24 protein-coding genes, 1 tRNA gene and 1 riboswitch are annotated in these 25,126 nt (G+C 67.0%); of the genes, 13 read left to right on the plus strand and 12 right to left on the minus strand.

Features of this window, described 5'->3' with window-relative positions:
- Positions 1 to 4 precede the first annotated feature (4 nt).
- From KW835_RS17920 to KW835_RS17955, 8 genes are all read left to right on the plus strand, one after another.
- A complete protein-coding gene (locus tag KW835_RS17920) occupies positions 5 to 1,051 on the plus strand; it encodes a hypothetical protein (RefSeq protein WP_218384906.1) in 1,047 nt (348 codons plus the stop codon).
- A complete protein-coding gene (locus KW835_RS17925) occupies positions 1,048 to 2,322 on the plus strand; it encodes a nucleotide sugar dehydrogenase (RefSeq protein ID WP_218384908.1) in 1,275 nt (424 codons plus the stop codon). Before KW835_RS17920 ends, KW835_RS17925 begins: the two co-directional genes overlap by 4 nt.
- Positions 2,323 to 2,543: 221 nt before the next feature.
- Positions 2,544 to 2,963, plus strand: a complete 420-nt coding sequence (locus KW835_RS17930; RefSeq protein WP_218384909.1) for a YXWGXW repeat-containing protein — start codon at positions 2,544 to 2,546, stop codon at positions 2,961 to 2,963.
- Positions 2,964 to 3,096: 133 nt separating this feature from the next.
- Complete coding sequence (locus KW835_RS17935) at positions 3,097 to 3,549, plus strand: thrombospondin type 3 repeat-containing protein (RefSeq protein ID WP_218384911.1); 453 nt, start codon at positions 3,097 to 3,099, stop codon at positions 3,547 to 3,549.
- 208 nt (positions 3,550 to 3,757) lie between these two features.
- Positions 3,758 to 4,765 (plus strand): tripartite tricarboxylate transporter substrate binding protein, encoded by a 1,008-nt coding sequence (locus tag KW835_RS17940; RefSeq protein ID WP_218384913.1) that lies wholly within the window; start codon positions 3,758 to 3,760, stop codon positions 4,763 to 4,765.
- 52 nt (positions 4,766 to 4,817) lie between these two features.
- Positions 4,818 to 6,329: an NAD(P)/FAD-dependent oxidoreductase gene (locus KW835_RS17945; RefSeq protein WP_218384915.1), complete on the plus strand. Its 1,512-nt coding sequence runs from the start codon at positions 4,818 to 4,820 to the stop codon at positions 6,327 to 6,329.
- Between the two features lie 48 nt (positions 6,330 to 6,377).
- Complete coding sequence (locus KW835_RS17950) at positions 6,378 to 7,571, plus strand: peroxidase-related enzyme (protein ID WP_218384916.1); 1,194 nt, start codon at positions 6,378 to 6,380, stop codon at positions 7,569 to 7,571.
- A gap of 189 nt (positions 7,572 to 7,760) precedes the next feature.
- A riboswitch (glycine riboswitch) is annotated at positions 7,761 to 7,870 on the plus strand.
- A gap of 92 nt (positions 7,871 to 7,962) precedes the next feature.
- The gene (locus KW835_RS17955) at positions 7,963 to 9,279 is read left to right on the plus strand and encodes a D-amino acid dehydrogenase (protein ID WP_218384918.1); all 1,317 of its coding nucleotides are present in this window, start codon (positions 7,963 to 7,965) and stop codon (positions 9,277 to 9,279) included.
- A 26-nt stretch (positions 9,280 to 9,305) separates the two neighbouring features.
- Here KW835_RS17955 and KW835_RS17960 read toward each other — a convergent pair whose 3' ends face one another.
- Together KW835_RS17960 and KW835_RS17965 are read right to left on the minus strand one after the other, a co-directional pair.
- Positions 9,306 to 9,632 carry a cytochrome c gene (locus tag KW835_RS17960; RefSeq protein ID WP_255593639.1) on the minus strand — a complete coding sequence of 109 codons (327 nt, stop codon included), beginning with the start codon at positions 9,630 to 9,632 and terminating at the stop codon, positions 9,306 to 9,308.
- A gap of 86 nt (positions 9,633 to 9,718) precedes the next feature.
- Positions 9,719 to 10,936: a sulfite oxidase gene (locus tag KW835_RS17965; RefSeq protein ID WP_218384922.1), complete on the minus strand. Its 1,218-nt coding sequence runs from the start codon at positions 10,934 to 10,936 to the stop codon at positions 9,719 to 9,721.
- Between the two features lie 237 nt (positions 10,937 to 11,173).
- Between KW835_RS17965 and KW835_RS17970 the strand changes: the two genes are divergently transcribed.
- Positions 11,174 to 12,349, plus strand: coding sequence for a rhodanese-like domain-containing protein (locus tag KW835_RS17970; RefSeq protein ID WP_218384924.1), 1,176 nt, complete (start codon positions 11,174 to 11,176; stop codon positions 12,347 to 12,349).
- A 183-nt stretch (positions 12,350 to 12,532) separates the two neighbouring features.
- Positions 12,533 to 13,855, plus strand: a complete 1,323-nt coding sequence (locus KW835_RS17975) for a hemolysin family protein (protein WP_218384925.1) — start codon at positions 12,533 to 12,535, stop codon at positions 13,853 to 13,855.
- A gap of 90 nt (positions 13,856 to 13,945) precedes the next feature.
- On the opposite strand, the gene KW835_RS17980 is transcribed toward KW835_RS17975, so the two are convergent.
- From KW835_RS17980 to KW835_RS18005, 6 genes are all read right to left on the minus strand, one after another.
- Positions 13,946 to 15,265, minus strand: a complete 1,320-nt coding sequence (locus KW835_RS17980; protein WP_218384933.1) for an FIST N-terminal domain-containing protein — start codon at positions 15,263 to 15,265, stop codon at positions 13,946 to 13,948.
- A 67-nt stretch (positions 15,266 to 15,332) separates the two neighbouring features.
- Positions 15,333 to 16,202 carry a PhaM family polyhydroxyalkanoate granule multifunctional regulatory protein gene (locus tag KW835_RS17985; RefSeq protein WP_218384935.1) on the minus strand — a complete coding sequence of 290 codons (870 nt, stop codon included), beginning with the start codon at positions 16,200 to 16,202 and terminating at the stop codon, positions 15,333 to 15,335.
- 96 nt (positions 16,203 to 16,298) lie between these two features.
- The gene (locus KW835_RS17990) at positions 16,299 to 16,805 is read right to left on the minus strand and encodes a copper chaperone PCu(A)C (protein ID WP_218384936.1); all 507 of its coding nucleotides are present in this window, start codon (positions 16,803 to 16,805) and stop codon (positions 16,299 to 16,301) included.
- Between the two features lie 60 nt (positions 16,806 to 16,865).
- A complete protein-coding gene (locus KW835_RS17995; protein WP_255593631.1) occupies positions 16,866 to 17,426 on the minus strand; it encodes a YcnI family protein in 561 nt (186 codons plus the stop codon).
- A gap of 14 nt (positions 17,427 to 17,440) precedes the next feature.
- On the minus strand, positions 17,441 to 19,741 hold the full coding sequence (locus KW835_RS18000) for a TonB-dependent receptor (RefSeq protein ID WP_218384938.1): 2,301 nt from the start codon (positions 19,739 to 19,741) through the stop codon (positions 17,441 to 17,443).
- 79 nt (positions 19,742 to 19,820) lie between these two features.
- Entirely contained in the window at positions 19,821 to 20,189 is a 369-nt protein-coding gene (locus tag KW835_RS18005) for a DUF2946 family protein (protein WP_218384939.1), read from the minus strand.
- A 144-nt stretch (positions 20,190 to 20,333) separates the two neighbouring features.
- Here KW835_RS18005 and KW835_RS18010 point away from each other — a divergent pair, with 144 nt between their 5' ends.
- Entirely contained in the window at positions 20,334 to 20,975 is a 642-nt protein-coding gene (locus KW835_RS18010; protein ID WP_218384949.1) for a glutathione S-transferase, read from the plus strand.
- Between the two features lie 49 nt (positions 20,976 to 21,024).
- On the plus strand, positions 21,025 to 21,438 hold the full coding sequence (locus KW835_RS18015; protein ID WP_218384950.1) for a VOC family protein: 414 nt from the start codon (positions 21,025 to 21,027) through the stop codon (positions 21,436 to 21,438).
- Between the two features lie 187 nt (positions 21,439 to 21,625).
- Here KW835_RS18015 and KW835_RS18020 read toward each other — a convergent pair whose 3' ends face one another.
- Positions 21,626 to 22,174: an Rrf2 family transcriptional regulator gene (locus tag KW835_RS18020; RefSeq protein WP_218384951.1), complete on the minus strand. Its 549-nt coding sequence runs from the start codon at positions 22,172 to 22,174 to the stop codon at positions 21,626 to 21,628.
- A 150-nt stretch (positions 22,175 to 22,324) separates the two neighbouring features.
- Here KW835_RS18020 and nhaR point away from each other — a divergent pair, with 150 nt between their 5' ends.
- The gene (gene nhaR, locus KW835_RS18025; protein ID WP_218384953.1) at positions 22,325 to 23,221 is read left to right on the plus strand and encodes a transcriptional activator NhaR; all 897 of its coding nucleotides are present in this window, start codon (positions 22,325 to 22,327) and stop codon (positions 23,219 to 23,221) included.
- Positions 23,222 to 23,364: 143 nt separating this feature from the next.
- On the opposite strand, the gene KW835_RS18030 is transcribed toward nhaR, so the two are convergent.
- From KW835_RS18030 to rpoA, 3 genes are all read right to left on the minus strand, one after another.
- A tRNA-Met gene (locus KW835_RS18030) sits at positions 23,365 to 23,441 on the minus strand.
- A 22-nt stretch (positions 23,442 to 23,463) separates the two neighbouring features.
- Positions 23,464 to 23,856 (minus strand): 50S ribosomal protein L17, encoded by a 393-nt coding sequence (gene rplQ, locus KW835_RS18035; RefSeq protein ID WP_063462385.1) that lies wholly within the window; start codon positions 23,854 to 23,856, stop codon positions 23,464 to 23,466.
- A 173-nt stretch (positions 23,857 to 24,029) separates the two neighbouring features.
- Positions 24,030 to 25,022 carry a DNA-directed RNA polymerase subunit alpha gene (gene rpoA, locus KW835_RS18040; RefSeq protein WP_056420300.1) on the minus strand — a complete coding sequence of 331 codons (993 nt, stop codon included), beginning with the start codon at positions 25,020 to 25,022 and terminating at the stop codon, positions 24,030 to 24,032.
- Between the last annotated feature and the right edge of the window lie 104 nt (positions 25,023 to 25,126).

Here is a 25,126-nt window from a genome sequence, read left to right on the forward strand (position 1 = left end):
CACCATGCGTTCCCCTCTCCTGTTGTGCAGCCTTGCGTTGCTGCCCCTGCTCAGCGCTGCTGGCGAAGCTGAAAGCTACTGCGCGCTGGCCACCGCGCTGGGTCGCGTGCAGGCCGCCACGCTGTCCGCCCCTGAGGCCTTTGCCAGCCTGGGTGACCCCGCAACCGACAAGCGCAGCGTGGTGGTCGGTGTGCGCAAGAGCTTCTCGCGCGACCGCCAGGGCCGCCTGGCCACTGAGTTGGCCGAAGCCCAGTGCGCAGCCTACCGCTCGCAGCAGCGCCTGGGCCTGCGACTGGCCAGCGTGGAGGTGGTGACCGAGCAGCGCGGCCTGGTCGCTCTGACCGCGGCTCTGGAGACCGCACTGGCCGCCGCCGATGCGCACCTGCGCCAGGAGCGCCTGCTGCTCGCGCGCAGCCAGGCTACCTTGCTCGATGTACGCAGCGCCTTCGAAGCACGCGACCGTCTCCAGGAAAAACGCGCCCGCGCCGCGCAGCGCTTGAACTATCTGGCCGCGCACGCGCCCATCGAAGAAGCGCCGCTGCTGCCTGACGCCGAGCGCGCCATCACCGACCAGGCCCGTGTGACGGAACTGGGCGCGCTGCTGCAGGCCGAGTCGGGATGGGACGTGAGTGTCGCGGTGGGCATGCGGCGGGGACTTTCCGACGGCGGGCAGTCTGCCTTTGCCAGCGTGGCGCTCTCACGCAGCTTTGGTGAAGGCGCATCGCGCAGTGCCGCGCAGGAGACGGGCGCGTTGGCCGCACGCTGGCTGGCAGACCAGCAGGAGGGCCCGTTGTACAAGCTCCAGCGAACCCGCGACGCCGTGGCAGGCGCGCACGCGGCCGGTGAGATGGTGCGTACCGGGCTGCTGGAGCGGCGCCGCGTGCTGCGCGAGACGCTCGACACCCTGCAGGGCAGCGACACGGCAGCCGCCGCACGCCTGGCACGCAACCTGCGCACCGAAATCCTGGCCACCGACGCCGAACTGGCAGACACGGAAGCGCGCCAGAGCTACCTGCAGTCCTGGCTGGGACTCAACGGCGGCCAGCCATGAGCCGCATCGCCATTGTGGGCCTGGGCTATGTGGGCGCTCCGCTTGCAGTGGCGCTCGCCGCGCACTTCGCGGTCACCGGCTATGACGTGGACCCCGAACGCGTGGCCCAATTGCAGGCTGGCAACGATCGCACGAACGAGATCGCACCCGACCTCCTGGCCCACACCACGGCGCGGTGGACGGCGCAGCCCGACTGCATCGGCCAGGCCGACGTGATCATCGTCACCGTGCCCACGCCCATCGACGAATTCCGCGTGCCCGACCTGGGCGCCGTTCGCTCGGCGACGCAGACCATCGGGCAGTGGATGCGCAGGGGCGCCACCGTGGTGTACGAGAGCACGGTCTACCCTGGCGTGACGGAAGACATCTGCGCCCCGCTGCTGGCCCGCACTTCCGGGCTGCGCTACCCAGGTGACTTCCATGTGGGCTACTCGCCCGAACGCATCAACCCGGGAGACCGCGTGCACACGCTGACCACCACGACCAAGATCGTGGCCGGCGACACGCCCAAAGTGCGCGACGCACTGGCCGCCATCTACGGGCGCATCACGCAGGTGTACCCCGCACAGGGTATCAAGGTGGCCGAAGCGGCCAAGGTGCTCGAGAACACGCAGCGCGACGTGAACATAGCGCTGATGAATGAACTGAGCCAGATCTTTTGCCGGCTGGGCATCGACACCTGCGACGTCATCGATGCGGCACGCAGCAAGTGGAACTTCATGGACTTCCGCCCCGGCCTGGTGGGCGGCCACTGTATTTCGGTGGACCCTTACTACCTGAGCCACAAGGCCGCATCCCAGGGCATCGTCGCGGACGTGATCCTGTCGGCACGCAAGCTCAACGAGAGCATGGCCTCCTTCGTGACCGAGCAGCTGCTGCATCGCCTGGTGCGGCACGGGCTGCTGAGGCCCGACACCGTGGTCACCATCCTGGGCGCTACCTTCAAGGAGGATGTGCGCGACGTGCGCAACTCTGGCGTGGTCGCCATTCACCGCCAGCTGTCAACGCTTGGGATCACCGTCCAGCTCATCGACCCCCTGGCCGACGCCGACGCGCTGCAACGCGAGGAAGCCCTGTTCATCACGGAACCATCCAGGGCCATACGCGCCGACGCGATCATGCTGGCAGTGCCCCACGCGCCGTTTCGCCAGCAGGGCTGGCAACTGGTTCACCAGTTGGCACGGGCAGATCAGCCCATCGTGGTGGCCGACGTGAAATCCATCCTGCAGCGCAATGAACGGCCTGCGCATGTCCACCACTGGAGGCTTTGAGGCAAATTGCTATATTTGTGATAGCTACCTACAGAGGCATCAAGAGCCCCAGGACCGATTTTTCCGGGTATTTTCAAGGGCCATCACAAAGCCCGCGCAGGCGGTTCGTCCCGTCGAAACACCCGTTCACAATACTTAGCAAACCGCCTACACCCGCTTGACGCAGGACGAGCACCATGAAGTCTCCGGTTCCGCAAGGAGCCTTTTCCAGGAGATCCATCATGGCTCGCAATGCACTCGCCGCTGTTTCCATCGCCCTGCTGTCGCTGGGCGCCGCTACGGTAGCGCAGGCACAGACCAGCGCCACCGTTGTCATCCAGTCGGGACAGCCGCAGTACCAGTACCACACGGCTGCGCCCGTGCGGGTCCAGTACGGCCCGCCCCCTCCACCCCGCTATGAAGCCGTGCCCCACCCACGCCGAGGCATGGCCTGGGTTCCCGGCCACTGGGAATGGCGCGGCAACCGCCACGTGTGGATGCAGGGTTACTGGGTAAAGGCCCGCCCTGGATACGCGTACCGCGAACCCCGCTGGGTGGAGCGCGACGGGCGCTGGGAAATGCGCCGCGGCGGCTGGGACCGCGACGGCGACGGTGTACCCAACCGCCATGACCGCCGTCCGGACAACCCGTACCGCAACTGACCGCCATCCCCGGTCAGGGCCCGGCGATACCGCCCAGCCCTGACCAGCCACCCGGCGACGTTCCGACCACTGAACGCGCCGGTCGGTCTGCCACAGCACTGCGGCAGGCACGCCAGCACAACAGGAGAAAAAAATGAACAACCATCGTCTCACCTTGACCGCCGCTTCGCTCGCCTTGGCAACGCTGCTGCCCTTCGCTGCCGCACACGCCGCGCAGCCGGGCATTGTGGTGGTGCCTTCGGACCGCGGAATCCACCAGACCCAGGCCTATCAGGTCATCCCCGCGCCACCGCCCCCACGCCATGAGCCCGTTCCCCGCGCACGCCGTGGCCAGGTCTGGGAAGAAGGCCATTGGGAATGGCGTGGGAACCGCTATCAGTGGGTGCGCGGCCATTGGGTGCAGGCCCGCGCCGGCTATCAATATCGCCAGCCGCACTGGGCCGAACGCAATGGCCGCTGGGAATTCCAGCGCGGCGGCTGGGACCGTGATGGCGACGGCGTCGTCAACCGCCACGACCGCGACCGCGATGGCGACGGCGTGCCCAACCGGCGCGACCAGCAGCCTGACAACCCGCGCCGCAACTGACCGTCCCCAACGGTGGGCGCGCCCGCCTACGCCCATCGATCGACGGCCCCGGCATGGCGGCACTGCACGCCATGCCGTGTCATCGAGAGGGCATGCGGCTGCCCCGCCGTCGAGGCCAAAGTCAAAGCCGCCATATGCATATACGGCACCGCGCATGTGGGGTTTCCCACAATAGGGCATCCCTGCAGACCACACCCAAGGATTTCCCATGCGCGCCCTGTCCTTTTCCCGCTGGATTCCAGCTGTCGCACTGGCCTGCGCCTCGTGGCTTTGCGCCACGGGCGCCCACGCCGCCGGTCCCGCCACCTGGCCCCAACAACCTATCACGCTGATCCTCGGCTTCCCGGCCGGTTCGGGCGTGGACGTGATCGCCCGCGCCGTGCAGGAGCCCCTGGCCCAGCGCCTGGGCCAGCCGGTCATCATCGACTACAAGTCCGGCGCGGCCGGCAACATCGCCAGCGAATATGTCGCCCGCGCCAAGCCGGACGGCTACACCTTTGCTTTCGGTACCGCCGCAACGCACGGCAGCAACGCCGCGCTGTACAAGAAGCTGCCGTTCGATGTGGAAGAGGACTTCGTGCCCGTCGCGCCGCTGATCGACGTGTCGAACGTGCTGACCATCAACCCGACCGTCATCGACGTGAAAACGCTCAAGGAGTTCGTGGATCTGGTCAAGGCCAACCCGGGCAAGTACAACTTCGCGTCCACCGGCAACGGCGCGGGCACGCACATGGCGTTTGCCGAATTCAACGCCCGCCTGGGCCTTAACATGGTGCACGTGCCCTACAAGGGCGGTCCGGAAGCCATTGCGTCGGTGGTGCGGGGCGAGACCTGCTGCATCATGAACCAGGTGCAGACGGTGCTGCCGCACTACAAGGCCGACAAGGTGCGCCTGCTGGGTGTGACCACCGCCAAGCCGGTCAACGCCGTGAAAGAGGTGCCGACCATCGCTTCAAGCGGGCTGCCGGGCACCAAGGGATTCGACAGCTCGATCTGGTTTGGCATCTTTGCGCCCAAGGGCACGGATGCGGCCATCGTGAAGAAGCTCAACGCCGCTGTGCGTGAGGTGCTGGAGCTGCCCGACGTGCGCGCCCGCTTCGAGGCCAACGGCAACACCGTGCGCATCGAAACGCCCGAGCAGTTCCGCCAGACGGTGCACACCGACCGCAACAAGTGGGCGCAGGTGGTGAAGGACGCGAAAATCAGCATCGACTGAACTGCTGGCTTCGCACCGCGGCACCATTGCCGCGGGGGAAACCTCCGACCCCATGCCACTGAACGAAGAAACCAACCACCCCTCCCCAGCCAGCACCGGCCTGGCTGCGCTGGAGCAGCGCCTGAAGGACGACCTGTCCATGCTGGGCTGGCCGGCACGCAGCTGGGTGCCGCCGCGCACCCACGCGGGCCATGCCGTGGTCGACGTGCTCATCATCGGCGCGGGCCAGGCGGGCCTGGCGGCCTCTGCAGCGCTGGCGCAACTGGGCATACGCGCCGTGCTGCTCGACCGCGCGCCGCGCGACCATGAAGGTCCCTGGGCCACCACAGCGCGCATGGAAACCCTGCGCTCGCCCAAGGAGCTCACCGGCCCTGCACTGGGCCTGCCCAGCCTGACCTTTCGTGCCTGGTTTGAAGCGCAATGGGGGCGTACCGCCTGGGCTGCACTCGACAAGATTCCGCGCCTGCAGTGGATGGACTACCTGCGCTGGTACCGCCGCGTGACCGGGGCCGACGTGCGCAACGGGCATGCCGTCACCGCCCTGCGCCCGCGGGCCGATGCGCTGGTGGAGGTGGACGTGCAAAGCCCCGGCGGCCCCCGCACCTGGCTGGCGCGCCGCGTCGTGCTGGCTACCGGCCGCGACGGCCTGGGTGGCCCGCAGATTCCGGCCTTCATGCAGGCAGTGGACCGCAGCCGCTGGGCGCATTCGTCGGACGTGCTCGACTACGCCACGCTGCGCGGCCTGCGCGTGGGCGTGGTGGGCGCGGGTTCATCCGCCATGGACAGCGCGGCCACGGCACTCGAGAGTGGCGCCGCCAGCGTCGACCTGCTGGTGCGCCGCACCGATCTGCCCCGCATCAACAAGTCCAAGGGCTCGGGCGTGCCGGGCCTCACCCACGGCCACTACGACCTGCCGGATGCCTGGAAATGGCGCCTGCGCCACTACATCAACGTGCAGCAGGTGCCGCCGCCGCACGGCAGCACGCTGCGCGTATCGCGCCACCCCAACGCGCACTTTCACCTCGGTTGCCCGGTAGAGCGTGTGGAGCAGCAGGGCAGCACCCTGCGCGTGGCCACGCCCCGGGGCACCTTCGTGCTCGACTTCCTCATCGTCTCCACCGGCTTTGCCATCGACTGGCTGCAAAAGCCCGAGTTCGCGCACATTGCGCCCCACGTGCGTGCCTGGGGTCACCGCTACCAGCCACCACCGGGCGACGAAGACCAGGAGCTGGCTGACTCGCCCGACCTCGGCCCGGTGTTCGAGTTCCAGGAAAAAGAGCCCGGCGGTTGCCCGGGGCTGGATCGCATCCACTGCTTCTGCTACCCGGCGGCGCTGTCGCACGGCACTGTGTCGGGCGACATACCGGCCATCAGCGACGGCGCGCGGCGCCTGGCGCAGGGCCTGGCCAGCCTGTTCTACCGCGAAGACATCGAGCAGCACTTCGCCAACCTACAGGCCTATGCCGAGCCCGAACTGGTGGGCGACGAATGGACGGTGGCCGACACCGCGCAACGCGTCGAGCAGCCAGCCCCCGGGCCCGCGCACCACCCCGACCGAGCCTGACGCACCCGGGCCGCCTGCGCGCGGCCCCCTCTTCTGGACATCACCTTCATGACCGCCTCCACACCCGACACCATCGACACCTTGCTCGGCCTCACGCCCGAGCGGCCCGCATTCGCCACGCGCCACGCGCGCGACAAGGTGGCCGTGGCCACGCAGGGCTGCTACGAAGCCCTGTTCAGCCCCGAGCTGCCCGGCACCCTGACCCACACCGAGCGCCTGTGGGTGGCCAGCGACATCGCCGATGCCAGCGGCCTGCCGCAGCTGGCAGCGCACTACCGCGATCAGTTGCTGCGCAGCGCCGCCCACACCGTGCTCTCGCAACCGCTGCAAGCGCTGCTGCAGCACCCCGGCAGCGCGCCCACCGATGCGCGCCTGCAGGCCGTGGCGCAGTTCACCCGCACCCTCGCCACCCACCCGGACCGCAGCGACCGTGCCGCCCTGCTGGCCCTGCCTGCCGCCGGCCTGTCGGTGCCGGACACGGTGCTGCTGGCGCAGCTCATCGGTTTCGTGACCTACCAGTTGCGGCTGGTGGCCGGCGTGGCGGCATTGGACGCGCTGGGCGGCGAAGGCGATGCGCCTGCAGCGCCTGCAGCAGCCGCAGCCGCAGCAACTGACTCTGCCCCTTTCGTGCACCCCGCCAACCTGCCCGCCCCCGGCGAGCCGCTGCGGCTGAACGGCTACACCAGCGAGACGCTGGGCTGGACCGCCTGGCTGCCCGTGGTGGACCCCGCCACGGCCACGCCGGAACAGCAGGCCGTGCTGGACCTGAGCCACCCCAAGGCGCGCAGCTCGGACTTCTACCTGCTGCTGGTGCACCACGCCCGTGTGCTGTCGGAGCGCTCGCAGGCCTTCAACGCCATCATGTACGCGCCCGGCGGCCTCTCCCGCGCCGAGCGCGAGGTGGCCAGCACGGCGGTGTCGCGCGCCAACGGCTGCGTGTACTGCGCCTCGGTGCATGCCCAGCGCTTCGAGCAACTGGCGCGGCGCAACGATGTGATGGCGCAGATCTTTGCCGACCCCGACCAGGCCGGCACCAACGCCCGCGAGCGCGCCATCGTGCAGGCCGCCCTGGCGCTCACGCGCAGCCCCGGCAGCTTCGGAGCACAACACCTGCAGCCGCTGCGCGCCGCCGGTTTGTCGGACCTGGAAATCCTCGACGCTCTCCACGCCAGCGCACTGTTCGCCTGGGCCAACCGGCTCATGCTCAACCTGGGCCAAGCCGTCTTTCCGCAGAGCGCCTGAACCGCCACAGGCCGGCTGCCGCTACGCGCTGCATCAGCAAACGTTGCGGTGCATTAGCGACTGCGGCGCGGCCACGGGCGCGGGGCCGCGCCTAGAATCCGCCCAGCAGGAGAGCACGGCGGGCACCACCCGCTGCTGCACCGAAGGCGCAAACTCCCATACACGCTCAGGTCCCGTACTGCCCATTCATCAAAGCCGTCTGGAGAGCCGCCACGCCACGTGGCGCACCGAAGGAGCAAACCGCACGCCATGTGGGCGCGGCGGTGAATCTCTCAGGTACCAAGGACAGGGGGAGCGGCAGCCTGGCAAACGCGCGCCAGCTGCTTGCTATTGAAAACATAGCTGTCAGCGCACGTCTGCCGGGCGGTAGACCGTCAAAAGGTTCTGAACCATGCGCGTGATTGTTCTGGGCGCCGGCTTGCTCGGCGTGACTTCGGCTTATTTCCTCTCGCAACTCGGCCACGACGTGACCGTCATCGACCGCCAGGGCGCGCCCGGCGCCGAAACCAGCTTTGCCAACGGCGGGCAGATCTCGGTGAGCCACGCCGAGCCCTGGGCCAACCCGAGCGCACCGCTCAAGGTGCTGCAGTGGCTGGGCCAGGAAGACGCGCCGCTATTGTTCCGCCTGCGCGCCGACATGCGCCAGTGGCTCTGGGGCCTGGCCTTTCTGCGCAACTGCACGCCGGCGCGCACGCGCCACAACATCGAGCAGATCGTGAGCCTGGGCACCTACAGCCGCAGCGTGCTGCAGCAACTGCGCGCTGCCACCGGACTCCAGTACGACCAGCGCACGCAGGGCATCCTGCATTTCTACACCAACGCCAAGGAATTCGACGGCGCCCTGGAACCGGCCGAGCAGATGCGCGCCCTGGGCTGCGAGCGCCAGGTCATCAGCGCCGACGAGGCCGTGCGCATCGAGCCGGCCCTCGCCCACATCCGCCCACAGCTGGCGGGCGCCACCTTCACCGCCGAAGACGAATCGGGCGATGCGAACCAGTTCACGCGCGTGCTGGCCGCCCTCTGCGAGACGGCGGGCGTGCAGTTTCGGCTGGGCCACCACATCACCGCGCTGCGCGAGGCAGGTGGGCGCATCGACCATGTGGAGGTGACCACGCCCGAGGGCCGCTTCGAGCGCGTGCAGGGCGATGCCTTCGTGCTGGCCATGGGCTCGTTCAGCCCGCTGCTGACGCAGCCGCTGGGCATTCGCCTGCCGATCTACCCGGCCAAGGGCTATTCGGTGACCATGCCGGTCAAGGACGCGGCCCGGGCCCACCAGGTGAGCCTGACGGACGACGAGTTCAAGCTCGTGTTCTCGCGCTACACCAGCGCGCAGGGCGACCGCCTGCGCATCGCCGGCACGGCGGAGTTGAACGGCTACGACCGCCACCTGAACCAGGTGCGCTGCGACGCCATCGTGCGCCGCGTGGAGCAGCTCTTCCCGGGTGCGGGCGACGCCAGCCAGGCCCAGTTCTGGACGGGCCTGCGCCCCGCCACGCCCAGCAATGTGCCGCTGATCGGCAAGACGAAGCTCGCCAACCTGTTCCTCAACACCGGCCACGGCACGCTGGGCTGGACGCACGCCTGCGGCTCGGGCCAGGCGCTGGCCGACATCGTGAGCGGGCGGGTGCCGCAGGTGGACTTCGATTTCCAGGGGCTGGAGCGCTCGGGCCGTCCGGCGGCGCTGCTGCCGTCGAGAACCACGGCCTGAGCAAGACCCCAGACCCCGGGGGAGGCCTACTTGGCAGCCCCCGTGGCATGCGCCACAAAGCTCGCCACGGCCTGCATGTCCTTCTCGCTCATGCGTTCGGCATACGAGGGCATGACACCGATGCCCGCCTTGAGCGCCCGCAGCACGCGCGGTGCATCGGGCTTGAGCTCATCGAGCACCGGGCCCACCTGGCCTTCGGCACCGGCCGCCTGCAGCGTGTGGCACACGGCGCAGGCCGGCTGGATCGTGGTGAACAGCTCCTTGCCCCGCGCCAGTTCTGCCGCGTCGGAGGCCCAACTGCCGCCTGTCGACAGCAACAGCAGTGCCAATGCGAGGGCACGCCCCCAAGCCAGTGCCACCGTGGATCTGGCTGCGCCAGTCCGCCGGTGGCGTCCCCCCCCAGGGGGGAAGGCGCGCAGCGCCTCAGGGGGGAGCCTTGTCATGCGACGGTGATCGTCACGGCATGGTCGCGCCAACTGGCGTTGTTGTAGCCGCCCAGGTTTTCCTCGCGCTGCTCGGCCTGCACCGTGCCCGCTGCGTCGGTGGCGCGGCTGGCCAGCACATGGGTGCCCGCGCCGAGCTGCACGGGCAGCACGAACTGGCGCCAGGCGAACTTGCCCAGGTCGGGCCCGATGAGGCGCGCGGCCTGCCAGGTCTTGCCGCCGTCCACCGATACCTCCACGCCCTTGATGGCCTGCGTGCCGCCAAAGGCCACTCCGTGCACCTGCACCAGCCCGGGCTTGAGCGTGCCTTTCTCGGGCAGCGGGCCGTTGATCCAGGACTTCACGCCCATCTCCCACACCGAGGGCTGGTCGGGCGCTGCCTTGGTGCCAGGGGGCGACATGCGGTAGCCGTGCGACATGATGCGCGCCTGCGATTGCGCGCTGGAGAACGCCACGCGCTTGACGTACTTGATGTTGTTCACCCCCTGGTATCCCGGCACCACCAGCCGCAGCGGGCCTCCATGGGCCAGCGAGATCGGTTCGCCGTTCATCTCCCAGGCCAGCAGCGCATCTTCGGTGGCCTTGACAGGCACCGAGCGCTCCACCAAGACCGACAGCGGGTCTACGCCCTCGGGCAACTTCTCGCCCCCAGTGCCCGTGAGGTACGCGGCGCCATCAGCCAGGCCGCCGAGCGCTGCCACCACGTTGCGCAACGGCACGCCGCTCCACACCACGCAGCCTGCAGCACCCACGGCCCACGGCGTGCCGCTGGGCTTGCTGGGGAAGAAACCACGCCCGTTGCCAGAACACTGCAGCACCGTCGCCACGGTCTCCACGCCCAGGCTCTTGAGCTCGGCAAGCGTGAGGCTGCGCGGATTCTTCACACCTTCGAAGGCCACCGTCCAGGCGTCGCGGTTGTCCAGAATGGCCGCGTCCGGTGCGGGCAGGTTGTTGCGCACATACAGCTGATTGGACGGCGTGATCACGCTGGTGCCGAAGGCCGAGCGCTTGGTCTCCAGCGTGCTGCTGCTGTGCACGATGAGCGCATCGGATGTCTTCCACCCCGCATACGCGGGCAACGGCTTCGCGGCAGCTGGGGCTGCAGCGGCCTGTGCGACGGCGCGGCCGCTCCAGCCTGCGAGGCCAATGGCGCTCAGCGCCGCGGCGCTTCCGGCCAGCAGGTGACGGCGCGGCAGGGCGAGGGAATCTTTCATGGGCTCAGTCTCCGGGAAGTTGTAAACGAATCAACACAAACAGCTACATGCCGGGCTCCGCGCAAAACCCTGCCGTTGCGCGCCCGTACCGGCGCAAGCCGCATTCTGTGCGTCAAGATCCCCTATTCACCCCTTTCAAGTTTGTCATCAGATGTAATAGTAATAAGCATATGGAAACATTCGTGCGCATGGCGGTGAGCTGCGGCATATTGCCGCTTCCAGGGAAAGGGGGTTGCCATGAACCGCTGCAGAAGATTTTTGGGTGCGAGGATCGGCGCTGCGCTGCTGGTCGCTGGCGCGCCCTGTGGCGCGCAGGCACAGCTCAGCGCGCTGGTCGCGGTGGAGCCCACGGCCAAGAAAGCGGCGCACACCATCCTGCGCGGCGCGGCCGAGTCCGGTCTTTCCAAGGCAGCCGGCCAGTCCGTCACCGTCAGCACCAGCGAGGACCTGTCGGATGTGATGCGGGCCACGCGCAGTGCCGGCTTCGACATTTTCATCGGCCCGCCGCAGGTGGCCGCCTCCGCCTTGCAACGGGGCTACGAGCTGGTGGGCGCGACGCAAAAGTCCGACAGGTACCTGCTGGTGGGCGCGCAGCAGATCGATGCCTTGGGCGCCATGAAAGGCCGGCGCCTGTACCTGCCGCAGCAGGACTCGGTCTACACGTACATGGCGCGCGGCATGCTCAACGAGGCAGGCCTGTCATTCCAGGACCTGCGCAGCGTGCAGTACGAGAAGTTTCCGCAGGCCGGCCTGACAGCACTGGCCCTGGGCTCCGCCGACGCGACGGTGGTGCGCGAGGACGAATGGGCCGAGTGGTCCGCCGCCCACCCCAAGACAGCGCGCGTGCTGGCCACATCGCAGCCGGTGCCGGGGGGCTTTTCCGTCGTGGTGAAGAAAGACCTGCCCGCAGAGACGCGCGGCAAGCTCGCCCAGTGGTTCGGCACATCCTCTACAGGCGTCGGCCTGCCGGCCGTGGCCGTGAAGCCGGAAAGTACCGAGTACAAGCGCCTGGCGGAGCTGGGCCTGTTCACGCCCAGCAGTCTGCCGGGCGTGAACCGCGTGAGCGCCAAGGAAGCGCGCGACCTGCTGGCGCGTGGCGCCACGCTGGTCGACACCCGCACCGAAAAGGAATACAAGGCCAAGCGCATCCGGGGCGCCGTGTTCGCGGCATACGTCGAAAAAAGCCTCAAGGACGTGGCCTTCAATGCGGCGCAGGACGACTTCCAATCACTCGACAAGGTGCCGCAGCTCGACAAGGCCAAACCGGTGATCTTTGCGTGCAATGGCGCCGAATGCTGGAAGTCGTACAAAGCTGCCAAGGTGGCTGCCGCCAAGGGCTTCACCTCGGTGCACTGGCTGCGCGGCGGCCTGCCGGAGTGGGATGAGAACGGGCTGCCCACCGAAGGGGGCTAGGCCCGGCCCGGCCCCAGGAAGGCACTTGATCAGACGCGCGCCGAGTAGCCGCGCAGCCCCAGGCCCGGCGCGGCGCGAAGCCAAATGCCCACGGTCCCGCGCGTGCCTGCGACGGGTGTTACCGCGTGTGTCCCTACAATCATCAGCTTCTCAACACCCAAGGGCGCGCAAGGCACCCTTTGTATGGAAATAGCAATACTGTTCGCCCTCATCTTTCTCAACGGCCTGTTTGCCATGTCGGAGATCGCTCTGGTCACGGCGCGGAAGGCCCGGCTGCAAAAGCTGATTGACGAGGGCGATAGCGGTGCCGCCGCCGCCGTGAAGCTGGGCGAAGATCCCACGCGTTTTCTCTCCACCATCCAGATCGGCATCACGTCCATCGGCGTGCTCAACGGTATCGTGGGCGAGGCCGCACTGGCCGCACCGCTGGCCGCGTGGCTCGGTTCGCTGGGCGTGCCGATGCAGTACGGCAGCTATGCCGCCACCGGCCTGGTGGTGGTGCTGATCACGTACTTCTCGATCGTGGTGGGCGAGCTGGTACCCAAGCGCATCGGCCAGTCGTACCCCGAGACCTTTGCCCGCCTGGTGGCACGCCCCATCAACTTCCTGGCGCTGGCCACCAAGCCGTTCGTGCTGCTGCTGTCCACGTCCACCCGCACCCTGCTGCGCCTCCTGGGCGTGAAGGAAACCAGCGGCAGCCCCGTGACGGAAGAGGAGATCCACGCGATGCTGGTGGAAGGCACGACGGCCGGGGTGATCGAGTCGCACGAGCACACCATGGTGCGCAACGTGTTCCGGCTGGACGACCGCCAGATCGGCTCGCTGATGCTGCCGCGCGGTGACGTGGTGTGCCTGGACATCGAAGCCCCTTTCGAGGAGAACCTGGCTCGCATCGAGGAATCGGACCACGCCCGATTCCCCGTGGTGCGCGGCGGCATGGACAACATCCTCGGTGTGATCAACGCGCGCCAGTGGCTGTCGCGGGCGCTGCGCGACCGCCAGCAGGGTCTTGCCGACCAGGCGCTGCAGGCCGCGCTGTACGTGCCCGAGACCATCACGGGCATGGAGCTGCTGGACAACTTCCGGCTGCAGGACGTGCACATGGCGTTCGTGATCGACGAATACGGCGAGGTGCAGGGCATCGTGACGCTGCAGGACCTGATCGAGGCCATCACCGGCGAGTTCCAGCCGCGCGACCCCGAGACTTCCTGGGCGCTGCAGCGCGACGACGGCAGTTGGCTGCTGGACGGCCACATCCCCGTGCCCGAACTCAAGGACCGCCTGAACCTGGACACCGTGCCCGAGGAAGAGCGCGGCCGCTACCACACCTTGAGCGGCATGATCATGCTGCTGACGGGCCGCCTGCCCAAGGTGACCGACACCGTGCAGTGGGAGAACTGGAAGCTCGAAGTGGTGGACATGGACGGCAAGACCATCGACAAGATCCTGGCCACCAGGCTGTCCGACGAAGAACGCAGCGAGCCCGAAAGCCTGCCTGCAGCATAGACGAGGGCGCCCCCGCCGTCACAGGCGGGGCCCCTCGGAACAAGGCGGCCCGCAGCCGCCTTTTTCTTTCCAAGGTGCGTGGCGAGAGCCTCAGGGCGCCACGAACACCGTCAGCACGCCGGTATAGCCGTACAGATGGTGGTGCGCGATCTCTCCGCCCGCAAAAAAGCCCGCCAGCGGCACGTCGCCCAGCGCATGGCGCACGATCTGCAGCTCGGCGCTGGGCCCGCCGAAGTGCGGCCCGCCACGGCCCGAGCAGCTCACGTAGAGCGCCCCGCAGATGCGCTGGCCGGCCCTGGGCGGTGCGGCAGTGCTGGGCGCCAGCGACGCGGGCAGGGTGTCGCCGTCTGCGTCTGACACCACGTGCAGCGGCTCCAGCTCTTCGGGCTCCAGCTCCTCGCGGATCTCAGCGCAGATGCGCATGAGGTCGGCACGGGCGGCGGCCACGTTGCGCTGGCAGAACGCCAGGTGCATGCCGGTCTCCACGCGGTCGGCCAGGGCCACGCCACGGCGGGTGCCGTCAAGCCCCACGATGTGGCGCACGCGCGTGTCGGTACCGAAGTGGCCCGTGCGGCGCTGGCTCTGGGGCTGCTCGCCCGCGTTGACCAGGCCGGCAAGCGTGGCGCGCACTTTGCGCAGCGCAGGCTGCGGGTCGCCTTCCAGCGTCACTTCGAGGGTGTCGAGCAGCACGTCGAGCGCAGGCTCGCCATCGAGCTCGAGCACCACGTTCTCCTGCGCGGCCGTGACGGCACGCAGTGCCCCCACCGGCTGGCAGCCCTGGGTCACGCGCGAGACCAGCGCCACGCCAGGCCCGAAGGCCACGCCCGACAAGCCGCCGTCGAACACTCCTGACGCAGCGCCATGCCCCGCGATGTTGCCGTTGCCGCCCACCGCGAACTGCACGCTCGCATGGCGGCTGGCGGTGAGGCCGCCAAAAAGATAGCCTGTGTCGGTGCGCTCAGCCATCTCGTGGATCAGCTCGGCCAGCTCCGGCGTGTGGCCGTCCGCGTGGACCAGCGCCGTGTGCGCGGTGAACCCGCCGTCGCCGTGCAGCGGGTGCATTGGATGCGTCGGCAGCGGCGCCACGCCCGAGAACACGCGGTACTGGTCGGCGGGGATGTCGAGCAGCATGACCGACAGCGCGGGCTCGTCGAAGTATTCGGCATTGTTCGCCGACACACCCACGCCCACGGTGCCGCTCCAGTCGGTCACCTCGGGCAACTCGCCCGCCACGTACTCGAGCAGCGCCTGGGCTTCGTCAGCGTAGTGGTCGGTGATGTACATCAGGCCCAGCGTGGGCGCTGTGGCGTAGCCTGGCAGCGCCATCTGCGCGCGCAACTGCGCCAGCACCAGGGCCGCAGCCATGCGCCACTGGGGGTGGGTGGCGTGGCCGGAAGGAAATAGCTTCATCGTGGTCTCTCGTGGGCGGGCGCGTGGCAGGCGGAACTGCGGCGCAGGCGGCCTCCTGCCAGCCCCTTCAGCCCGCGCGCTTGCGCGGCGAGGCGCTGGTGCGGGAGGTGGTTTTCTTGGCCGCCGTCTTGGCGGCTGTCTTGCGGGGAGCTGCCTTCCTTGCAGACGCTGGAGCGGATTTCTTGCCCGCGCCAGAGGCCGATGCAGCGCGCTTGCCCGCGCCCTGCACGGTCTGCATGCCCTTGGCAGCGAACTGGCTGGCCATGCCCGAGGCCGTCTTGAACGCCTCCTTGGCCAGGCCCGTGGCCATGTTCTTGGTGGTGTCGATGGCAGTCTGCTTGGCTGCGTCCTTCATCGCGTTGGCGGCGATCTGCTGGAACTGGCTGGTCAGCGCGCCCCACCACTGCATGGGGTCCACCACCGTACCCTCGGCTGCGCTCACGGCCTTGGCCTTTCCGGCCCGGGCCTTGGGCGCAGGGGCCTCCTCTGCCGCCGGATCTTCTTCTTCCTGCGCTCCGGCATCGCGGCCCGTCACGCGGGCGGCGGCGCTGGTCACGGCCTCGGCGGCACCGGTGACGGTGTCGGCGGCCTTCTGCACGCCGCTCATCACGGTGTCGGCGGTCTTGAGCTTGAATGCGTTGGCCACATCGCCCATGCTGAAGTTCATGCCCTTGAGCGTGGCCAGGGTCATCTTCTGTACTTCCAGCGCCTGGATGGTGGCGGCCAGCGCGCGCGAGTTCTGCTCCAGCCAGAACTGCACGGCCTTCAGCTCCTCGATGCGCTTTTCCAGCTCTTCCACGCTGATGGTGGGGGCCACCCAGTTGGAGAGATTGGGCAACTGCGGAATGCTGCTGGACGCCCCCTTGGCCAGGCTTTGCAGAAAGTCAAAACCGGGGACGAATTTGCCGAAACCGAAGTTGTTGGATGTGTCGCTCATGGCCGCTCCGCAAGAGATCTGGGTGGGTCTGTGATGGGGTCACAGCTTACTCCAATGTGTTGCGGACGGAAGGGGCAGATTCCCGCCCCTGCCCCCTCAGTGCTTGTGGCCGTGCCCGTGGCCTGCAGCGGCCGGTGCCGCAGCGCCGCCAGGCGGCGTGGTGGCCACGGGCACGCTGAGGTTGAGCTTGCTCTCTGCGCCCTTGGCGTCCTGGAACACCAGGGTCAGGGGCACGGCGGTGTCCTTGGCCAGCGGGGCCTTCAGGTCCAGCAGCATGATGTGATAGCCGCCGGGTTTGAGGTCCACCGCCTTGCCAGCGGGCAGTTCAAGCGCGGGGATGGCGCGCATCTTCATCACGTCGCCTTCCATCTTCATCTCGTGCACCTCGGTCACGCCCGCAGCAGGTGACTCGGCGCGCACCAGGCGGGCGCTGTCCTGGGCCGTGAGGCGCATGAAGGCGCCAGTGCCCTTTTGGCCCTGCACGCTGGCACGGGCCCAGGCGCCCTCGACCTTGACGGCTGCGGTCTGCGCCCAGGCGGGGGCGCTGGCGACTGCGGCGACGAGCGTGGCAGCCAGGGCGGCGGTATGGAGCATTTTTTTCATGGAGAAGGTTCCTTGTTCAGCGGAGGACGGGGATGTGTGCGGGCTGAAGGCCACGCTGGGTCAGTGATTGTGGGCACCGGCGCCCGCGCCGGGCAGGATTTCCAGCGCTGCGGCTGGGGACTTCAGGTCCGACAGTTTCTGCCCGGCCTTGGGCATGTCCACCCAGTCGTTGCGGCCTTCGGCGCAGACCTGGCGCACGGGCCAGTACACAGTGCCCGCTTGTTCGGGGGCTGTGGCGACCAGCACGAACTCGTCGTAGTGGGCGCTCTGCAGCATGTCGTCTGCGGTCTTGGCCGTCCAGGTCACCCGCACCACGTCTTCGGTGATGCTGCGGCCGTGGCTGGTGTAGGGCTGGGCGAGTTTTTCGCGCTGCACCTCCAGAGCCCACCCCGGCTTGGGCATGGGGCGCGCGCCGCGCATGCCTGCAGGAATGTCCACCGCGATCTGCCGCGTGGGCGATGCCCCGCAGCCATGGCCGACCTTGAACGTGGCCTTGTAGCTGGCGCCTGCGGGGGCGACCTGGTATTCGAGCACCACATGGGCGAATGCAGAGCAAAAAAGACCTCCTGCGCCTGACAGCAAAGCGATTGCAGCTATCTTTTTCATAGTTTTGAGAGACATGAGATGTGTTCCTTTCAGAGGCTGACCTTGAGTTCAGCGAGATAGCTGCGCTGTGGATACGGGTGGAAGTTCCAGAACTTGTAGTTGTTGAGGTTGTCGATGCCCACGGCGGCGCTGACGTGTTTGCTGATCTGGTAGCGCACCCGCACATCGGTGGTGAAGTAGCGGCTCGCGCCCTGGTAGGCAAAGCCGTTGGGGTCGGAGTTGTCGAGCGTGCTGTACTGCTTGCCGCTATAGCGCGCGCCCAGCGTGTACGACCATTTGTCGTCGGGCCGGTAGGTGGCCACGGCGCTGGCGCGCCACTCGGGGATGCGCGGCTGCCATTTGCCGACGCTGGCCGGGAACTTGTCGTTGCGCGTGATTTTGGAGTCCGTCCAGGTCAGGCTGCTGCCCAGCTCCAGCCCGCGCACAAAGACGTTCGCGGCCTGGTAAGACAGCTCCAGGCCACGGGTAGCGATGGCGTCCACGTTCTGCACGTTGGTCACGTTGGGGGTGACGAGCACATTGGTCTGCGAGTACAGCGCGTCTTTGGTGCGCTCAAAAAACGCGGTCAGGCGCAGCAGCCCATTGCCCAGGTCGCGCTCTGCGGTCAGCTCGGTGGTCCAGCTCTTTTCGGGCCTCAAATTCGGGTCGTTGTTGATGAGGGTTCCGCTGCCGCTGATGCCCCCCTGGTACAGCTCGGACACCGTGGGCATGCGCACGGCGCGGCCGGTGGATGCCTTGAGCACCCACAGATCATTGGCCTGATAGGCCACGGCGGCCTTGGGCGAGAAGTAGGTTTCGCTGCGCTCGGCGTGGTTCACCGTGGTGGTGGCGTTGCCGGTCTGGCCGTTGCTGGCACTCCAGCGTTCGGCGCGGGCGCCCAGCACGGCCTTCCACTTTCGCGCGACTTTCCAGGTGTCTTGCGCCCACAGGCCCAGCAGTTGGGTGTCGCCGTTGAAGGCCTGGCTGCGGGCGCCTGCCGCGCCGTTGATCCAGTTCGCCGTGGCGTTCTCGATGGTGCGCAGCTGGTAGCTGTCGCGCTGCAGGCCAAAGTCCACAATGTGCGCGCCATGCACCCCATCGGGCCGCCAGGTGCCCTTGGCGGCCAGGGTGTTCCAGCCCGTGCCCTTGCTGTCGACGATGCGGCCCGCGCCACCGTTGAGTGCGGCGGGCAGCGCCACGGTGGCGGCACGCAGGGTGTCGGTCCGGTAGTCGTACAGGCTGGCGGCCACTTCCCAGTCGAACACGCCCTTGGTGTTGCTCTTGACCGAGAGCCCATGCATGAAGTGCGTGAGGTCTTCGTTCGAGACGTTGAAGTCGGTGGGGGTGAGCGCAAACGAGCGGCCATTGATGTTGACCGTGCCGCTGTAGACCGCATTGCCATTGGCGTCGCGCAGGTAGCTGGTGGGCCGCCCTTCGGATTCGTTGTGCCACCAGCCGAACGTGTAGGCGGCCCGCACCGTGGGCGAAAGGTCGTAGGCGAGCTTGGCCTTGATGTGGTCCTGCTGCGTGTGGTACTGCGTGGCGGTGCCCAGCAGGTACCAGGGCTGGTTGCTGCGGTTGTTGCCCAGCACGGCGCCCGTCACGGGTGTGCCCGCGTTACCCACGGTGCCTGCGGACACGAGGCGCGTGGGGAAGGTGAGCGGCTGGCCTTCGCTATCGGTCTTGTTGAAGTGTAGGAACCAGGACCAGTCGCCGTTCTTGTTGCCCACCGAGGCGCTGACCTGTTTGCCCGCATAGCTGGTGCTGGTGCCGTACAAGTCAAACGGCTGGTGCTGGAAGCTGACCTTGCCGTGGGCCTCGAACTGGGTCGGCATGCGCGTGACGTAGTCCACCACCGCGCCCACCGAGTTGCCAGCGTAGGCGGCGGAGAAAGGGCCGTAGAGCACGTCCACGCGCTCGATCTCCTCGGGCGTGACCAGCATCCAGCGCGGCGCGTTGGTGGGGCCGTTGCCCAGGTAGTTGGAGAGCAGGATGCCATCGGCAAACACCATGGACCGCGCCGGGTTGCCCGTGCCCGAGGCGCGCGTGGACAGCACCGCATGGTTGTAGTCGCCGATGTAGCGCTTGCGCACCAGCAGGCTGGGCAGGTACTTGAGCGCGTCTTCGCTGTCGGTGGCATTGATCGAGTGCTCGATCTGCTCGCGCGTCACGCCTTCGATGGTGGTGGGGATCTGCGTGGGCAGCGAAGTGGGCTGGCCGCCGGTGATGGTGACGACGCCCAACTCCTTGACGGGCGCGCCATCGGCGGTCTGGGCTGGCGCGGGCGCAGCCCCCAACAGGGCGAGAGGAAAGGCACCGGCCACGGCCAGCACCCTGCGGCTTTTGCGCATGGAAACTCCTGAAATACAAGCCAAACAGGCTGCTACCGCTTGATGGACAAGCGCCAGCAGCTATTGAATCAATAGCAATTCAGGAGAATGCAGGCGGCCCGCGCGGCGGCAGCGGCGCGGCGGTGCGCGCGGCGATGTGCGCGGCGGGGATCGGGCGCAGGGCGTGCGCCAGAGGATGAACGACCGGCAGCGGGCCCTGCGCGGCGGGCGGCGGCGCGCCGACATGGGCGCACAGCGGGCAATCGAGCGCGTGGCTCGTCACTTCCTGCACGCCGTCGTCGGTCTTGACCAGCAGCTTGATCGCGCCCGAGCCCGAGCAGATCAGCTCCATGGCCTGGGGGCTGACCAGCGGCGACGCCACCGCCACCCCGATGGACACCACAAACCACGCCAGCACACAGCGGGCGAGCCAGCGAAGGCTGCGGAGGGTTTGCAGGGACGGCACCATGGAGGCCCGATTGTAGATGCCGCACCTGCCGCGGCGTTGACGGGGGTCATCTGGGCGACGGGCGCCCTGGCGGGCCGGGCCTAAGCTCCGGTCTGGCGCCTGCCTGCACCGCCCCCCCTTCAACGACAACAACGGAGACACACCATGCTCACGCTCTGCGGATTTTCGGCCAGCAACTACTACAACAAGGTCAAGCTCGCCCTGCTCGAAAAGGGCCTGCCCTTCACCGAGGAGCTGGCCTGGGTCGGTGAGACCGACCGCAACGCGTCGCCCCTGGGCAAGGTGCCGTACCTGCGCACGCCCCACGGCCCGCTGTGCGAATCGGCGGTGATCGCCGACTACATCGAAGCCGCCCACCCCGAGCACCCCCTGATCCCCGCCGACCCCTACCAGGCTGCCAAGGTGCGCGAACTGATCACCTTCCTGGAGCTGCACCTGGAGCTGGTGGCGCGCAATCTGTACCCGCAGGCCTTTTTCGGAGGCACGGTGAGCGACGCCGCCAAAGAGAAGGTGGGCGCGCAGCTCACGAAGAACATCGCCGCCTTTGCGCAACTGGCGCAATTCAGCCCCTGCGTGGGCGGTGACACCTTCACCCTGGCCGACTGCGCCGCCATCGTGCACCTGCCGTTGGTGAGCTCTGCCACCAAAATCGTCTACGGCCGCGACTACCTGGCGGACCTGCCAGTGCGCGAGTACCTGGCCCGCATGTCCGAACGCCCGCACGTGCAGCGCGTGAATGCGGACCGCAAGACCAATACGGTAGAAATGCTGAGCCGGGGCAAGTAGCGCCCAGCGCAGCATCCGACGCCCTCGGAGCCGCTGCTATCCTGCCGGCATGCGCAGCCTCTTTCATCTCGCTTTTCACGTCACCGACCTCGACGCCGCGCGCCGCTTCTATGGCGGCGTGCTGGGATGCCAGGAAGGCCGAAGCACCGACACCTGGGTGGACTTCGACTTCTTCGGCCATCAGATCTCCCTGCACCTGGGCGAGCCCTTTGCCAGTGCGCGTACCGGTCACGTGGGCCACCATATGGTGCCCATGCCACATTTCGGCGCCATCCTGGAGTTGCCCGACTGGCACGCCCTGGCCGGCCGCCTGCGCGCCGCACAGACCGAGTTCGTGCTGGAGCCGCAGGTGCGCTTCGAGGGCCAGCCCGGCGAGCAATGGACCATGTTCTTCCACGACCCGAGCGGCAATCCGATCGAAATCAAGGGTTTCCGATCGCTCGACGCAGTCTATGCGGCCTAGGAAGTCATAAAGCGGCCTCGAGCGCGCCAGAGCGTGGTCTTCTCGCTTCTGGCGCGGTCAATCCGGCGGGTCACAGGTGTGGCCCGCCAGTGCAAGGCGCCAGCTCTGGGCTCCGGCGTGGCGGCCATCGGCCACACCCGCCACGCACGACTGCAAGTGCGGGCCGCCGAGGGCCAGTCCCCGGTGCTCAGCGGCGCTGCAGCAGCGGAATCGTTCCGAGCGCAAACACCGAATTGGGCACACCAACGCGTGCCATCAGCGGGCGCGGTTTGGCGCTCAGTTTGGGGCGTGGCGCAGCTGCGGGTGCCGGCTCTTGCGCGACCACGCCCTTCTCCAGTTGCTGCGCCACGAGATCCTGCAAGGTCACGGACTGCAGGTAGTCCATCACCCGCGCATTGAAGGTGGACCACAGGTCGCCCGTCATCGACTTGACCTGCGCCGCCTGGCCTTCACCCAGGTTCTGCAGGTCGTCGGCCTTGAGGTTTTCCACGGCGAGAATGATCTCGGCCACGGACACCTGGTCGGCGCGGCGGGCCAGCGTGTAGCCGCCGCCAGGGCCGCGCGTGCTGTCCACCAGCCCCGCTCGGCGCAGCGCGCTGAACAGCTGCTCCAGGTACGACAGCGAGGTGCCCTGGCGCGCGCTGATCGTCGACAGCGCCACCGGTCGAATCTTCTGGCGCAGCGCGAGATCGGTCATTGCCGACACCGCAAGTTGTCCTCTGGTGGTGATTCGCATCGTTGCTACTCCTTGTGAACACGACAATTTCCAGTCCCGGCGCTCGCCGTGGAATGGGGCCAAGCGTTCAATGTAGAGAGTTTGACACTTCGCGTATATTCGTTTTATCGGCGCAAATACTTCGCTTTTTTCGATACATAGGGGTCCATCATGAATTTCAAGCACTTGCGCTACTTCTGGACAGTGGCCAAGGCGGGCGGGGTGATGCGAGCCGGCGAGCAGCTGCACACCACTCCCCAGACGCTGTCGGGACAAATCAAGCAACTGGAGGAATGGCTGGGGCACGACCTGTTTCGCAAACGGGGGCGGGGCCTGGAGCTGACCAGCGAAGGGCGCGTGGCCCTTGGCTACGCGGAGCAAATCTTTGCGCTCGGCGACGAGCTGGAGAAGTCCGTGCGACTGTCACGGGGCCAGGCCAAGCCGCTTGAGTTCCGAGTGGGCGTTGCTGACTCCATTGCCAAGTCGGTCGCCTATCACCTGCTTGAACCCGCTCTGGGCATGCCGCAGCAGGTGCACATGACCTGCCAGGAAGGCAAGTTTCCCGAGCTGATCGCCCAGCTGAGCCTTCACAAGCTGGATCTGGTGCTCGCCGACGAGCCGGTGTCCAAGAAGATCGGCGTGAAGGCGTTCAACCACCCCCTGGGCACCAGTGGCATGAGCTTCCTGTGCGCCCCGGGCCTGCGCGCCGAACTCCAAGGCGATTTCCCCGGCTGCCTTCAGGGCGCCCCGATGCTGATCCAGGGCCCCATGTCGTCGGTCCGGCAGCAGCTTGACCACTGGTTCAACAAGTACCAGCTGCAGCCCCGCCTGGTCGGCGAGTTCGACGACAGCGCGCTCATGAATGCATTCGGGCGCGAGGGGCGCGGGGTGTTCACCTCGCCCACTGTGCTGGACGACGAAACCACGGCGCAGTTCGGCGTCGAGGTGATCGGAAGATCGAGCGAATTGGTGGAGGAGTTTTTTGCGATCTCGGTGGAACGCCGCATTACGCACCCCTGCGTGGCAGCGATCACCAAGGCGGCGAAGGCGGATCTGTTCGCGAAATGACGCCTACTCTACTGTCCGTGGGTCACAGGACTGCGGCACAGCGCCCGCCAGCGGGCAGCAAACCCAGAGCATCGGCATGCGGGACACGCATGTGAGCCGCAAAAACAAAAACGCCCGCATTGCTGCGGGCGTTTTGCTTATTTTGGTTGCGCGAGAAGGATTTGAACCTCCGACCTTTGGGTTATGAGCCCAACGAGCTACCAGACTGCTCCATCGCGCGGTAAGAAATAAATTATACCCTATTATTCAGCGGCTGCCGAATTATTTTCGGTTTCTGCAGCGCGGTCGACCAACTCGACCAGGGCCATGGGTGCATTGTCGCCCACGCGGAAACCCATCTTCAGGATACGGGTGTAGCCGCCAGGACGCACCTTGAAGCGGGGACCCAGATCGTTGAACAGCTTGGTGACGCTGTCGCGGTCGCGCAGGCGGTTGAACGCCAGTCGACGGTTGGCGACGGAATCTTCCTTGGCCAGGGTGATCATGGGCTCGATCACGCGGCGCAGTTCCTTGGCCTTGGGGACCGTGGTCTTGATGGCCTCATGCTCGATGAGCGAGTTCATCATGTTCTGCAGCATCGCGAGGCGGTGCGAGCTGGTGCGGTTGAGTTTGCGGAGGCCGTGTCCGTGGCGCATGGTGCTTTCCTTCTACTGTCTATGTAATTAAATCGGGCAGCCGTGTCAGGTACTGTCCGAGGCACTGTTCCCTTTCGGCGTTATCGCCTGTGGGAACGAAAAGTCCCCTCGCGGGGGACTTGGAAACCGGGCTTCCCGTTTAGCGGGAAAGCCTGCGATTATAAAACGGCAGCTCAGCGCTTGTCCAGGCCAGCCGGTGGCCAGTTCTCGAGCTTCATGCCCAGCGTGAGGCCACGCGAGGCCAGCACTTCCTTGATTTCGTTGAGCGACTTGCGGCCCAGGTTAGGCGTCTTGAGCAGCTCGTTCTCGGTACGCTGGATCAGGTCACCGATGTAGTAGATGTTCTCGGCCTTCAGGCAGTTGGCGGAACGCACGGTCAGTTCCAACTCGTCCACGGGGCGCAGCAGGATCGGATCGAACGTTGCATTGCCACGTGGGCCTGCAGGTGCGTCGAACGCAGCCAGCTCGCCACCTTCCAGCTGCGCGAACACAGCCAGCTGCTCCACTAGGATCTTGGCCGAGGCGCGCACTGCGTCTTCGGCAGTGATGGCTCCATTGGTCTCGATCTCTACAACCAGCTTGTCCAGGTCGGTACGTTGCTCGACACGGGCGCTTTCCACGGTGTAGCTCACGCGCTTCACGGGGGAGAACGAGGCGTCCAGCACGATGCGGCCGATCGACTTGGTCGATTCGTCAGCATAACGACGCAGGCTGCCAGGCACATAGCCACGGCCCTTTTCCACCTTGATCTGCATGTCCAGCTTGCCGCCTTGCGACAGGTTGGCAATCACATGATCAGGGTTCACGATTTCGACATCGTGGGGGGTCTGGATATCACGCGCTGTCACCACACCTTCGCCATCCTTGCGCAGGCTCAGCGTGACTTCGTCGCGGTTGTGCAGCTTGAACACCACGCCCTTGAGGTTCAGCAGGATGTTGACCACATCTTCCTGAACGCCATCGATGGACGAGTACTCGTGCAGAACACCTGCAATGGTGACTTCCGTCGCTGCGTAACCCACCATGGACGAGAGCAGGACGCGCCGAATGGCATTGCCCAGCGTGTGGCCGTAACCACGCTCGAACGGCTCCAGCGCGACCTTGGCACGGTTGTGGCCAAGCTGCTCGACATTGATCGCCTTGGGTTTCAGCAAATTGGTTTGCATTCAGACTTCCTCTCAATACCCCCAGCTCGTTACACCGGTAAGGCTGGTGAAGCGCCTAAACCGCGATGCCTCGCGGTTCAGGGACGGTTTTCTTGATCTACTGA

It is taken from the genome of Acidovorax sp. sic0104 (genome assembly GCF_019219095.1).
GTDB lineage: Bacteria > Pseudomonadota > Gammaproteobacteria > Burkholderiales > Burkholderiaceae_C > Acidovorax.